Annotated in this window: 11 protein-coding genes and 3 tRNA genes; 6 read left to right on the top strand and 8 right to left on the bottom strand. The window is 72.0% G+C overall.

The genetic code is table 11. The features are described 5' to 3' along the window. The first annotated feature begins 128 nt into the window (after nt 1-128). The 3 genes from ACZ4YL_RS24775 (at nt 129) to ACZ4YL_RS24765 (ending at nt 4,775) form a co-directional block, all read left to right on the top strand. Nucleotides 129-1,976: a M48 family metalloprotease gene (locus tag ACZ4YL_RS24775; RefSeq protein WP_468119396.1), complete on the top strand. Its 1,848-nt coding sequence runs from the start codon at nt 129-131 to the stop codon at nt 1,974-1,976. Between the two features lie 239 nt (nt 1,977-2,215). Then, on the top strand, nt 2,216-3,703 hold the full coding sequence (locus ACZ4YL_RS24770) for a N,N-dimethylformamidase beta subunit family domain-containing protein (protein WP_301369289.1): 1,488 nt from the start codon (nt 2,216-2,218) through the stop codon (nt 3,701-3,703). A 166-nt stretch (nt 3,704-3,869) separates the two neighbouring features. Next, complete coding sequence (locus ACZ4YL_RS24765; RefSeq protein ID WP_468119394.1) at nt 3,870-4,775, top strand: phosphoribosylaminoimidazolesuccinocarboxamide synthase; 906 nt, start codon at nt 3,870-3,872, stop codon at nt 4,773-4,775. Nucleotides 4,776-4,833: 58 nt separating this feature from the next. Here ACZ4YL_RS24765 and ACZ4YL_RS24760 read toward each other — a convergent pair. From ACZ4YL_RS24760 to ACZ4YL_RS24725, 8 genes are all read right to left on the bottom strand, one after another. Then, nucleotides 4,834-4,906: transfer RNA gene (locus tag ACZ4YL_RS24760), tRNA-Gly, on the bottom strand. Between the two features lie 24 nt (nt 4,907-4,930). After that, complete coding sequence (locus tag ACZ4YL_RS24755; protein ID WP_030009443.1) at nt 4,931-5,542, bottom strand: response regulator transcription factor; 612 nt, start codon at nt 5,540-5,542, stop codon at nt 4,931-4,933. Further along, a complete protein-coding gene (locus tag ACZ4YL_RS24750) occupies nt 5,539-6,777 on the bottom strand; it encodes a sensor histidine kinase (protein WP_468119392.1) in 1,239 nt (412 codons plus the stop codon). The genes ACZ4YL_RS24755 and ACZ4YL_RS24750 overlap by 4 nt, the downstream gene beginning before the upstream one ends. A gap of 31 nt (nt 6,778-6,808) precedes the next feature. Further along, nucleotides 6,809-7,582, bottom strand: coding sequence for an ABC transporter permease (locus ACZ4YL_RS24745; protein ID WP_468119391.1), 774 nt, complete (start codon nt 7,580-7,582; stop codon nt 6,809-6,811). Beyond that, nucleotides 7,579-8,526: an ABC transporter ATP-binding protein gene (locus tag ACZ4YL_RS24740; RefSeq protein WP_468119390.1), complete on the bottom strand. Its 948-nt coding sequence runs from the start codon at nt 8,524-8,526 to the stop codon at nt 7,579-7,581. Before ACZ4YL_RS24740 ends, ACZ4YL_RS24745 begins: the two co-directional genes overlap by 4 nt. A 152-nt stretch (nt 8,527-8,678) precedes the next feature. Further along, a tRNA-Gly gene (locus ACZ4YL_RS24735) sits at nt 8,679-8,751 on the bottom strand. Between the two features lie 79 nt (nt 8,752-8,830). Next, nucleotides 8,831-8,902, bottom strand: a tRNA-Gly gene (locus ACZ4YL_RS24730). Nucleotides 8,903-8,990: 88 nt separating this feature from the next. Beyond that, nucleotides 8,991-9,308 carry a histone-like nucleoid-structuring protein Lsr2 gene (locus ACZ4YL_RS24725; protein ID WP_468119389.1) on the bottom strand — a complete coding sequence of 106 codons (318 nt, stop codon included), beginning with the start codon at nt 9,306-9,308 and terminating at the stop codon, nt 8,991-8,993. A 327-nt stretch (nt 9,309-9,635) separates the two neighbouring features. Here ACZ4YL_RS24725 and purS point away from each other — a divergent pair, with 327 nt between their 5' ends. From purS to purL, 3 genes are read left to right on the top strand one after another with little or no spacing between them, the layout of a single operon-like run. After that, entirely contained in the window at nt 9,636-9,881 is a 246-nt protein-coding gene (gene purS, locus ACZ4YL_RS24720; RefSeq protein WP_030009438.1) for a phosphoribosylformylglycinamidine synthase subunit PurS, read from the top strand. Between the two features lie 2 nt (nt 9,882-9,883). Continuing rightward, entirely contained in the window at nt 9,884-10,564 is a 681-nt protein-coding gene (purQ, locus tag ACZ4YL_RS24715; protein ID WP_030768819.1) for a phosphoribosylformylglycinamidine synthase subunit PurQ, read from the top strand. Further along, nucleotides 10,561-12,810 (top strand): phosphoribosylformylglycinamidine synthase subunit PurL, encoded by a 2,250-nt coding sequence (gene purL, locus ACZ4YL_RS24710; RefSeq protein WP_301369308.1) that lies wholly within the window; start codon nt 10,561-10,563, stop codon nt 12,808-12,810. Before purQ ends, purL begins: the two co-directional genes overlap by 4 nt. Nucleotides 12,811-12,852 lie beyond the last annotated feature (42 nt).

The following is a 12,852-nucleotide window of genomic DNA, read 5'->3' as shown; positions in this document are numbered from 1 at the left end:
GTGCCCCAACTAGGGTGCGATGCCAAGCATTCCGGCACTTGGCCCACCGGCATTGCGATGTCAGTGGCGGGTGTCACAGTGGGGGAGTGAGCAACGTCGCCGCAGGGCAGAGGGGGTGAGGTCCGGCCGTGTCCGGAACCGGTTCGATCATGGAAGCGGGCGCACCGTCCGCGCGTTCCCGCGCTCTGGCCGTGCTGCGCGTGCGCAGCAGGGCCTCGGCCGTCGGGCTGCTGCCCGCCGCCCTCGCGGTGGTCCTCGTGGCCGCCCGGGCGACGGGCCGGCTGGCGGGTGACCCCTGGCCCACGGTGACCCTCGTCGTGTGCGTCGTCGCCGCGATCGTGCTGCTCGTCGGCGGTGCCTTCGCCGCGGTGGTGCTCCGGGCGAGCCCCGCAGTGACGCCGACGGTGCCGCTCTCGGAGGCCGCCGCGCCCGATCTCTACCGGCTGGTGCGGGACCTGGCCGACCGGATGGACGTGCCGCCGCCCTCCGCGATAGCCCTGACGCCGGACTGCGACAGCTGGCTGGAGGACCGCAGCCACGCGGCCCACCGTCGCGGCGCCGCCCGCGTCTTCGGCGGCGCGTCCGGACCCGTCGGGCCGGAGTCCGAGCCGGGCGCCGCCCCGGTGCTGGTGATCGGCTCGCCTTTCCTGTGGTGGATGCGGGTCGCGGAGCTACGGGCGGTCCTCGCGCCCGTCGTCGCCGGTACGGGCCCTTCCGCGCATCCGGACATAGCCGACGCGCGCGGCTTCGTACGCGGCCTGGACGCGGCCGTGGACGTGGGCAGCCGGCGCGGCCTCGCCTGGATCGCCCCGCCGGCCCGGCTGCTGCTGCGGCTGTGCCGGACGGACGCCGCCGAGATGGAGCGCGGGGTGGCCGCGGCCGCCTCGGAGCGTGCACAGGGTGTGGATTACGGGCTGCGCATCGTCGCCCAGGAGCAGGTCGGCCTCGCCTACGCGGGCTGGGACCGGCTGCTGACCCGGGTTGCGCTGCCCGCCTGGCGGATGGGCCGCTGGCCGGCGCACCTCGACGCCGGGGTGGTCTCCGCGCTGACCGAGCTGTCCCGGCGGGACCGGCTGGCCGACGGCTTCACCTCGCGGCTGGGCGAGCGCCCCGCCTGCGACCTGCTGGAGCAGCCCGGGCTCATCGACGAGGCGACCTCGCTGCTGGCCGCGCGGCTCTTCCACGGAGGTCCGGCCGAGGCCGGTCCGGACTGGTCCCCGGTGGACTGGACGGCGTACCCGGAGGAGGTCGTGGACCGCAAGTGGCGGACGGAGGCGGCCCGCCTGCACGCGGCGCTGGACGCCCTGGCCGTCCCTGCGGGGCTGCCCGCCGGCCCTGCGGGGCTGCCCGCCGGCCCTGCGGGATCCCCCGCACCGGCCGCTCCGGCCTCCCCTGCCGCTCCGGCCTCCCCTGCCGCCCCGGGCGGCTCCGCCGGGGCCGCGGCCCGCCCCGGCTCGTCGGGCGCCTCAGGAGCGGCCGGAGCGGCGGGTCCCGCCACGCTCGCGGCCGCCGACTCCCCCTCCCCCACCGGGGACGCCTTCGCCGGGCCCACCCTGGAGCGGGTGCTGGGCTACCTCACCGACCTCGGCGGCGAGGGCGCAGCCGGCGAGGCGCTGGCCGGCCGGATCACCGGGGAGCTGGCCCGCGAGGAACGCGCCGCCGGACCTGTCGCCGGGGCCGGGAAGGCGCGCGGCGCGGACGCCGTCCCGCTGTTCCCGCTCCAGCCGCCGCGCAGCGGCCGGGACCTGCTGGCCGACCACGTCACGGCGATGGTGTGCTGCGCGGCCGTGGACTCGGCCGGGGCCACCCCCGGGCTGGACTGGCTCGACGGGCCGGTCCTGCTGGTGGGCGGCGACCGCCGCTCCGACCTGGCGCCGCGCGTGCTGTGCCTGGTCGAGGAGGGGAACCCGGAGCCGCTGCGGGACTGGCTCTCGGCCCTCGGCGTCCGCCCGGAGAAGCCGGTCCGCCTGGTCTGAGGCGGGTCGAGGACGCCCCCCGGGAGGGCTACGGCTCGTACGGGAAACCGGATGTCAATGTTCCGGTCCCGCCAATTCGCGACGAACAGTGACGGAGTGCGTGCGTTATGTGATGTGCTGGGACCGGTCGCGGCTGGATGTTCCGAAGCGGGTGCCGGGAAACACCGTCTCAGCTCAGCCAGGAACCGCGCGCCGAAGCGATGTACGCCCGTTCGGGGGAGCGAGGGAGGGGAGCGGTCATGGGTGCGGACCAGATCCGGCGTTGGGAGTCAGGTGCGCTCGCGCACGCGGTGAACGACCCCTTCGGGCAGGGCCCCCTGCCCTGGTTCCGGGGCAGTGAGCTCTACTTCGACGACACCGGCCAGGTCGTGCCCTGGTACGTGGACCCGGCCGCCGCGGCGGCCGGCACCGGCCAGATCCCCCGCGCCCGCGGCAACGGCGGTCCCCGCACCGCCGACGACGTGCACCGCCAGATCAAGGGCTTCGCGTCCACCGGCGCCGTCACCCCCGGCGAGGCCATCGACTTCCACATCACCGTCGACCCGCCCCAGCAGTTCTCCGTCGACGTCTACCGGATCGGCCACTACGGCGGCGACGGAGCCTCCAAGATCACCACCAGCCCCCGGCTCTCCGGCATCGTCCAGCCGGCCCCCCTCGCCGCCGACCGCACCGTCTCCTGCCACCACTGGTGGCTGTCCTGGCGCCTGCAGGTCCCCTCCTACTGGAGCGTCGGCGCGTACGTCGCCGTGCTCACCACCGCCGACGGCTACCGCTCCCACATCCCCTTCACGGTCCGCGACGACCACCCCGCCGACCTCCTGCTCCTGCTCCCCGACATCACCTGGCAGGCCTACAACCTCTATCCGGAGGACGGCCGCAGCGGCGCCAGCCTCTACCACGCCTGGGACGAGGAGGGCCGGCTGCTCGGCGAGCAGGACGCCGCCGTCACCGTGTCCTTCGACCGCCCCTACGCGGGCGCGGGCCTGCCCCTGCACGTCGGCCACGCCTACGACTTCATCCGCTGGGCCGAGCGCTACGGCTACGACATCGCCTACGCCGACACCCGCGACCTGCACGCCGGCCGCGTGGACCCCACCCGCTACCGCGGCCTGGTCTTCCCCGGCCACGACGAGTACTGGTCGGCGCCCATGCGCCGCACCGTCGAGCGCGCCCGGCGGCACGGCACCTCGCTCGTCTTCCTCTCCGCCAACACCATGTACTGGCAGGTCGAGCTCGGCCCGTCGCCCTCCGGGGTCGACGACCGGCTCCTCACCTGCCGAAAACGGCGCGGCCCGGGCCGCCCCAGCCTGTGGCGCGAGGTCGACCGCCCGGAGCAGCAGCTGCTCGGCATCCAGTACGCGGGCCGGGTCCCCGAACCCGCGCCCCTGATCGTGCGCAACGCCACCCACTGGCTCTGGGACTCCACCGGCGCGGGCGAGAACGACGAGTTGCCCGGCCTGGTCGCGGGTGAGGCCGACCGCTACTTCCCGCGCACCCAGCTCCCCGAGCACCAGGACCGGATCCTGCTGGCACACTCCCCGTACCTCGACAGCGAGGGCCACCGCCGCCACCAGGAGACCTCCCTCTACCGGGCGCCCAGCGGCGCGCTGGTCTTCGCCTCGGGCACCTTCGCCTGGTCCCCGGCCCTCGACCGCCCCGGCCACGTGGACGAGCGCGTGCAGCGGGCCACGGCCAATCTCCTCGACCGGATCTGCAAGCACGACTGACCCCGCGACTGACCCCGCGACCGGCCCGCGACCGGCTCGCGGCCGACCCCGCGACGGCCCGCGATCGACGCCGCGACCGGCCCGCGGCGCGGACCCCTGTCCACGGGAGGGGAGTCAGGTGCGCGAGAATCGGGGTGCGCTTCATACAGAACCACAGGGAGACCCCGTGTCCGGATTCGTCGAAAAGCCCGAGCCGGTTCAGGTTCCGGGCCTCGTCCACCTCCACACCGGCAAGGTGCGCGACCTCTACCGTGACGAGGACGGCCGCCTCGTCATGGTCGCCAGCGACCGCATGTCCGCCTTCGACTGGGTGCTGCCCACCGAGATCCCGGACAAGGGCCGCGTCCTGACGCAGCTCTCCCTGTGGTGGTTCGACCAGCTCGCGGACCTCGTCCCGAACCACGTCATCTCCACCGACCTGCCCGCCGGCGCCCCCGCCGACTGGGCCGGCCGCACCCTGATCTGCAAGAACCTCGACATGGTCCCGGTCGAGTGCGTGGCCCGCGGCTACCTCACCGGCTCCGGTCTCGTCGAGTACGACCAGACCCGCACGGTCTGCGGGCTGGCCCTCCCCGAGGGGCTCGTGGACGGCTCCGAGCTGCCCGCCCCGATCTTCACCCCGGCCGCCAAGGCCGCCGTCGGCGAGCACGACGAGAACGTCTCCTACGAGGAGGTCGCGCGCACCGCCGGTGCCGAGACGGCGGCGCTGCTGCGCCAGACCACTCTCGCCGTGTACAGCCGCGCCCGGGAGATCGCGCGTGAACGCGGGATCATCCTGGCGGACACCAAGTTCGAGTTCGGTTTCGACCCGGAGGACGGCACCCTGATCGCCGCGGACGAGGTGCTGACCCCGGACTCCTCCCGCTTCTGGCCGGCCGACGCGTGGGAGCCGGGCCGCTCGCAGCCCTCCTTCGACAAGCAGTACGTCCGCGACTGGCTGGCCTCCCCCGAGTCCGGCTGGGACCGCAAGGGCGAGCTCCCGCCGCCGGCCCTGCCGGCGGAGGTCGTCGCCCGGACCCGCGCCAAGTACATCGAGGCCTTCGAGCGCCTCACCGGCCAGTCCTGGTCGTAGAGACGCAGGGACGAGAGAAGCCCCCCGGTCCGAGGACCGGGGGGCTTCTTCGTTACAGAGCGGACAACGCGACTCGAACGCGCGACATCCACCTTGGCAAGGTGGTGCTCTACCAACTGAGCTATGTCCGCAGGTGCGCCGTAACGCGAGAACTACTATACCCAACCTCGCTCGCGTGCGAGACGCACTGCCGTGTGCCGGTTCTCCGCACCCAGCTTCGTCGCCGCCGAGGACAGATAGTTCCGTACCGTCCCCTGCGACAGCGAGGCCCGCTCCGCGATCTCGGCGATCGGTGCCCCGTCCGCCGCGAGTTCGAGCACTTCCGCCTCCCGCGCGGTCAGCGGCGAGTCCCCCGCGCTGATCGCGTCGGCCGCCAACTCAGGGTCCACATAACGGCCTCCGGCGTGCACGGTACGGATCAGCTCGGCCAGCCGCTGCGCCGAAACGGTCTTCGGGGCGAAGGCCCGCACCCCCGCCGCCAGTGCCCGCTTCAGGTGCCCGGGGCGGCCGTGACTGGTCACGATCATGGTCTTGCAGCCGGGCAGTTCGGCCCGCAGGGATGTGGCGACACTCACACCGTCCGCCCCCGGCATCTGCAGGTCCAGCACCGCCACGTCCGGCCGGTGGGCCCGCGCCATCGCCAGCGCCTCGGGGCCCGAGGCCGCCTCCGCGACGACGAGCAGGTCGTCCTCCAGTGCGAGCAGCGCCGCCAACGCGCCCCGGATCAGATGCTCGTCATCGGCGAGCAGTACGCGTACGGGGCTCACGCCCGCACCTCCAGTCCTTGCAGTCGTCGGTCCGGGATCTGTGCCAGCAGCCGGAAGCGGCCGTCGCCGACCAGCCCCGCCTGCAACGTCCCGTCCAGGGCCGCGAGTCGTTCCCGCAGCCCGGCCAGCCCCGAGCCAGGCGGCCCGGCCGGGGCCTCGGGCGCCCCGTCGTTCTCCACCACCAGCGTCACGGATCCCGTCTCCTCGGCGGTCAGCCGGATCAGGCAGCGGTGCGCGTCCCCGTGCCGCAGGATGTTCGTCGTCGCCTCCCGCACCACCCAGCCGAGGGCCGACTGGACCTCGGCCGGCAGTTCCCTGCCCCGCACGGCCCGGAAGTCCACGCGGCAGTCCATCCCGGCCGCGCTGAGCACCCCGCGCGCGCCCTCCAGTTCCACCGAGAGGTCCGCCTCCCGGTAGCCCCGCACCACGTCCCGTACCTCCCGCTGGGACTCCTGGGCGATCCGCTGCACCTCGATCATCTGCTCCACCGCCTCCGGCCGTTCGCGCCGGGCCAGCTGTATCGCCAGCTCGCTCTTGAGCGCGATCACCGCCAGGTTGCGGCCCATCACGTCGTGCAGGTCACGGCCGAACCGCAGGCGTTCCTCCGCCACCGCGAGGCGTGACTGCACCTCGCGGGCCCGGTCGAGCTCGTGGACGGTCCTCAGCAGCCAGGCCGAGAACCCGCTGGTGGCGCTGAAGAAAAGGCAGCACAGCAGCACCCCGGCGAAGTACCCCAGAGCATGTGCGGCCGGCAGGCCCAGGGCGAGCGCGGGCACCCCCGTTCCGGCCGCCGCGACCGGGGCGACGTACCGCATGCTCCGCACCGATCGCATGCAGAGCACCAGCGATCCGGCGGTGAAACAGGTGAGCCCCAACACCAGCATCGGAGCCAACGCCGGCTCGTCGATCTTCCCGGCCGCCTTCAGGGCGAGGATTCCCAGGACGGCCGCGGCCGTCAGGGAGGCCGTGGTCACCGCCGGCCGGGTGGGGCGTTCACGCCGCCCCACCACCCAGGTGAGCGCCTTGGAGGAGAGCACCCCGCACAGCACCGCATGGGCGCACAGCAGCAGGAAGAGCGAGAAGGGCAGCGCCCGGTCGGAGGAGTTCTCGGCGGCGGAGCCCAGCGCCGGCAGTCCGAACGACATGATCTCGATGAGCACGAACAGATGGAACGACCACCGCGTGTACAGCTCGACCTTCCCCGCACTGCTGCGGTTCTTCCACCACCCGGTCATTTTCGACACGGTTCCCGTCCCCCGACTCGCTCTACCGGCGCGGTTCCCAGCGGAACCACCGCTGGACAGCAAACACGGTGATCACGGTCCAGGCCAATGTGTTCAGCCCGGCCCCCAGCAGGTCCCCGCCGGCCGAGCCGCCGCTCCACCCGGCCCGTACGAGGGTCATCACCCCGCTCAGCGGCAGCAGTTCGCACAGCGAGGCCGCCAGGTCCGGCAGCGAGTCGGCCGGGAGGAACAGCCCCGAGCCGAGCACGGTCGCCAGGAACAGCGGCAGCGTGGTGAGGCCCGCGGTCTCCACGGTCCGGGTGACGGAGCTGGTCAGCGCGGACAGCCCGGCCAGCAGCACGATGCCCGCGAGGACGGCCGCCACCAGCAGCAGGGGGTTCCGCGGCATGCGCACGTCCAGGGCGATCGCGCCGCCCACGCAGAGGACGGCGATCTGCCCGAGTGCCAGCACGGCGGCGGGCAGGGCGGTTCCGGCGAGGATCTCCAGGTCGGTCGCCTCACCGGTACGGAGCCGCTTGAGGACGAGCTCCTCGCACCGGGCCACGTAGGCGGACACCAGGTTCATGTGGACGACGAGGATCAGCACCATGCCGATTCCGCCGGTCAGGGTGGCCTCGCCGACGGCCTCGACGGCCTCGGCGCCCTCGGCCCCGCTCAGCGAGGAGCGCAGGACGAACACCATCAGCAGGGGCATCAGGACGGCCAGGCCGAGCGCCGCCCGGTTGCGCACCAGCAGGGTGAGCTCCGAACGGCCGAGCGCGGTGAGCCGGCCGGGGTTCAGGGTGAGCATGGTCATCGGGTCCCCGCCTTCGCGTCGTCCTCGGTGCGGCCGCCGGCGGTGCGGCGGTTCTCCGCGATCTCCAGGAAGGCCTCCTCCAGGGAGGCGGACCGGGCGTCGAGCCCGGCCAGTTCCACGCCGCCCTCCCGGGCCCAGCACAGCAGTTCGCCCAGGTCGGCCTGGAGGTGTTCCGTACGGATCTCCACGCGCTGCCCGCAGGCCGCCGCGCGCAGCCCCAGCGGGAGCCGGGCCGCGGGCACCCCGGCCGGCAGGGTGAAGCGGATCCGGGCCGGGCGGGTGGCGGTCACCTCGGCCGGGCTGCCGGAGAGGACGAGTTCGCCCTCGTGGAGGATGGCGAGCCGGTCCGCGAGCTCCTCGGCCTCCTCCAGGTAATGCGTGGTCAGCAGCACCGTGGTGCCCTGCGCGCGCAGCTCCCGGACCAGCGCCCAGGTGTCCCGGCGCCCCTCCGGGTCCATTCCGGTGGTCGGTTCGTCCAGGAAGAGCACCTCGGGCCGGCCGAGCAGGGCCAGCGCCAGGTCCAGGCGCCGCCGTTCCCCGCCGGACAGCTGTTTGACGCGTACGGAGGACCGCGCGGCCAGGCCGACCAGTTCCAGCACCTCCGCCGCCGGGCGGGCGCCCGTGGTGACCCCGCCCCACATCCGGACGGTCTCGGCCACCGTCAGGTCGGAGGGGAAACCGCCCTCCTGGAGCATGACCCCGGTGCGCGGGCGGACCTCGGCCCTCCGTGTGTACGGGTCGAGGCCGAAGACGCGGATTTGGCCCTCGCTCGGCGCGGCCAGCCCCTCCAGCAGTTCGACGGTGGAGGTCTTGCCCGCGCCGTTGGTGCCGAGCAGGGCGAAGATCTCGCCCCGGGCCACGGAGAAGGAGACGCCCCGTACGGCCTCGAACCCTCCTGCGTAGCCGCGGCGCAGGCCCTCGGCTTCGATCACGGTGTCAGTCATGATCCAAGGCTCGCGGCGCCGGAGCCGGGTCGGCAGTGCGCGCTGTCACCGCCGCCGATGACATTTGTCAGTGGGCCCGGCGCCCTGGGTGCCGACGTCGGGGAAACACGAAGAAGGCCCCGATCGCAATGATCGGGGCCTTCTTCATACAGAGCGGACGACGCGACTCGAACGCGCGACATCCACCTTGGCAAGGTGGTGCTCTACCAACTGAGCTACGTCCGCATGCACTGCATTGCATTGCCGTGGGGCGATGCGTGCATCACTCTACCCGATCCACAGCAGTGGTTCGGAGGTGATGCAGAGCGGGTGACAGGAATCGCACACTGCGCCTTCCCTCTGGAAGAGGGATGTTCTGCTACTGAACTACACCCGCACGACCTTGGAGGCTTTGACCTGCGGTCTGGCCCCTCGGCGTGATCCACACACTAGCCGACGGATGGGGGTGCATGGCAAATCGACGCTCAGTGAGCCGCGTTGTAGGCCTCGTAGATCTTCTTCGGGATGCGCCCGCGCGGCGGCACGTCGAACTGGTTCGACCGGGCCCAGGCGCGGACGACCGCCGGGTCCGGGGCAACGGCGGTGTGCTTGAAGGCCTTCCCCGAGCGCGACTGGCGGCGGCCGGCGGCCACGAAGGGGGCGAGGCCCTTCCGCAGTTTCTTTGCGTTCGCCACATTGAGGTCGATCTCGTAGGACTTTCCGTCCAGAGCGAACACGACCGTTTCCGCCGCTTCCCCGCCATCGATGTCGTCGGAGAACGTGACTACTACGCGCTGCGCCACGGATATCGGTCCCTTCGTGCGACGTCGCCACCTGCTGACGTGGGGCGATGTCGCCTGTGTGGATGTTTCGGGGCAATGCAACTTTCATCCGGAATCCGGAGTGATTCCTTTGTACCTCGATTCCCATTGCATTGCGAAGCCCAGTTAATTCTCTCCGCGTGTCCCACCGCAATGCCGGGCGCGTGGTTTTCCGGCGGATTTTGCGAAGCGTTGGTGAAGCCGAAACGGCCCGGTGATCACGCCCCCGGCATATCTACCCGCGTAGAAATTTCAGCCGGGTACGCTGATGGAACCGCCTTCGCACCAACCACCACACGGGAGTGCCCGATGGCACGCGTCGTAGTCGACGTCATGCTCAAGCCGGAGATCCTCGACCCCCAGGGCCAGGCGGTGCAGCGTGCACTGCCGCGCCTGGGCTTCGAAGGGATCGCCGACGTCCGCCAGGGGAAGCGCTTCGAGCTCGAGGTGGAGGGACCGGTCGACCAGGCCGCCCTCGACCGCATCCACAAGATGGCCGAAACGTTCCTCGCCAACACCGTCATCGAAGACTTCACCGTGAAGGTCGAGGCCTGACGGTGACCACTCGCATCGGAGTCGTCACGTTCCCCGGAACGCTCGACGACCGTGACTCGCTGCGCGCCGTCCGCCTCGCGGGGGCCGAGCCGGTCTCGCTGTGGCACCGCGACAAGGACCTGCACCAGGTCGACGCGGTCGTCCTCGCGGGCGGCTTCTCCTACGGGGACTACCTGCGCGCCGGGGCCATCTCCCGTTTCTCGCCGGTGATGGAGACCATCATCGAGCAGGCCAAGGGCGGCATGCCCGTCCTGGGCATCTGCAACGGCTTCCAGGTCCTCACCGAGGCCCACCTGCTGCCGGGGGCGATGCTCCGGAACAACCACCTGCACTTCATCTGCCGCGACCAGAAGCTGCGGGTGGAGAACGCGGAGACCGCGTGGACCGGCGACTACACCGCCGGCCAGGAGATCTCCGTACCGCTCAAGAACATGGACGGCCGCTACACCGCCGACGAGCGCACGCTCGACGAACTGGAGGCCGAAGGCCGAGTGGCCTTCCGCTACCTGGACGGCAACCCGAACGGTTCGCTGCGCGACATCGCCGGCATCACCAACGCCGCGGGCAACGTCGTCGGTCTCATGCCGCACCCCGAGCACGCGGTCGAGCCGCTGATCGGGACGGGCCGCACCGACGGCCTCCCGTTCTTCACCTCGGTCCTGAAGAAGCTGGTCAGCGCATGAGCCTCGACACCGTCAAGAACGCCACCGAAACCCCGGACGCCTCCCAGCCCTGGAAGGAACTCGGCCTCAAGGAGGACGAGTACGCCCGGATCCGGGAGATCCTCGGCCGCCGCCCCACGGGCGCCGAGCTCGCCATGTACTCGGTCATGTGGTCCGAGCACTGCTCGTACAAGAGCAGCAAGGTCCACCTGAAGCAGTTCGGCGAGAAGGCCCCCCAGAACGACGCCATGCTCGTCGGCATCGGCGAGAACGCCGGCGTCGTCGACGTCGGCCAGGGCTACGCGGTCACCTTCAAGGTCGAGTCGCACAACCACCCGAGCTACATCGAGCCCTACCAGGGTGCGGCCACCGGCATCGGCGGCATCGTCCGCGACATCCTCGCGATGGGCGCCCGCCCGGTCGCCGTCGTGGACCCGCTGCGCTTCGGTGCCGCCGACCACCCCGACACCCGGCGCGTCCTGCCCGGCGTCGTCGCGGGCATCGGCGGCTACGGCAACTGCCTGGGCCTGCCCAACATCGGCGGCGAGGTCGTCTTCGACGCCTGCTACCAGGGCAACCCGCTGGTCAACGCCGGCTGCATCGGCGTGATGAAGCACGAGGACATCCACCTCGCCCAGGCCTCCGGCCCCGGCAACAAGGTCATCCTCTACGGCGCCCGCACCGGCGGCGACGGCATCGGCGGCGTCTCGGTCCTCGCGTCCGAGACCTTCGACGACACCAAGCCCACCAAGCGCCCCGCCGTCCAGGTCGGCGACCCCTTCCAGGAGAAGCTCCTCATCGAGTGCACCCTGGAGATCTTCAAGGAGAAGCTGGTCGCGGGCATCCAGGACCTCGGCGGCGCCGGGCTCTCCTGCGCGACCTCCGAGCTCGCCTCCGCCGGCTCCGGCGGCATGCGGGTCGAGCTGGACACCGTGCCGCTGCGCGACGCGACGCTCTCGCCCGAGGAAATCCTCATGAGCGAGTCGCAGGAGCGCATGTGCGCGATCGTCGAGCCGCAGCACGTCGACCGCTTCATGGAGATCTGCGAGAAGTGGGACGTCATCGCCACCGTCATCGGTGAGGTGACCGAGGGCGAGCGCCTGGAGATCTTCTGGCACGGCGAGCAGATCGTGGACGTGCCCCCGGGCACCGTCGCCCACGAGGGTCCCGTCTACAACCGCCCCTACGCGCGCCCCTCCTGGCAGGACGCGCTCCAGGCGGACGACGCCGGCAAGCTGCCGCGCCCGCAGACCTCCGAGGAGCTGCGCGCGCAGGTCCTCGCGCTGGTCTCCTCCCCGAACCAGGCGTCGAAGTCGTGGGTCACCGACCAGTACGACCGCTTCGTCCAGGGCAACACCGTCCTCTCGCAGCCCGAGGACGCGGGCATGGTCCGCATCGACGAGGAGTCCAACCTCGGCGTGGCCATGGCCACCGACGGCAACGGCCGCTTCGCCAAGCTCGACCCGTACACGGGCGCGCAGCTGGCGCTGGCGGAGTCGTACCGCAACGTGGCGGCGACCGGCGCCAAGCCGCTCGCCATCTCCGACTGCCTGAACTTCGGTTCCCCCGAGGACCCGGACGTCATGTGGCAGTTCGCCGAGGCCTGCCGCGGTCTGGCGGACGGCTGCCTGGAGCTGGGCACCCCGGTGACCGGCGGCAACGTCTCGCTCTACAACCAGACCGGTGACATCGCGATCCACCCGACCCCGGTCGTGGCGGTCCTCGGTGTGATCGACGACGTCAACCGCCGTACGCCGATGGCCTTCAAGGAGGCCGGCCAGCTGCTGTACCTGCTGGGCGACACGGCCGAGGAGTTCGGCGGTTCGGCCTGGTCGCAGGTGGTCCACGACCACCTCGGCGGCATGCCGCCGAAGGTGGACCTGGGCCGCGAGAAGCTGCTCGGCGAGATCCTGATCTCCGCCTCGCGCGACGGCATGATCGATGCCGCGCACGACCTGTCCGACGGCGGCGTGATCCAGGCGCTCACCGAGTCCTGCCTGCGCGGCGGCAACGGCGCCCGGATCGTGGTGCCCGAGGGCCTGGACGCCTTCACCTTCCTGTTCTCCGAGTCCGCGGGCCGCGCCATCGTGGCCGTCCCGCGCAGCGAGGAGCTCCGCTTCACCGACATGTGCGGTGCGCGCGGCCTGCCGGTCACCCGCATCGGTGTGGTGGACGGCGAGGAGATCGAGATCCAGGGAGAGTTCACCCTCCCCCTGGCCGAGCTCCGCGAGGCCCACGAGACGACGATCCCGGCCCTGCTGGCCTGATCCCACCGCCTCCACCACGAGCCCCCGCCCGCATCACGCGGC

The organism is Streptomyces sp. NPDC030021, assembly GCF_055574035.1.
Note: the sequence above shows the minus strand (reverse complement) of the source record. Positions and strands in the feature narration are given on the sequence as shown.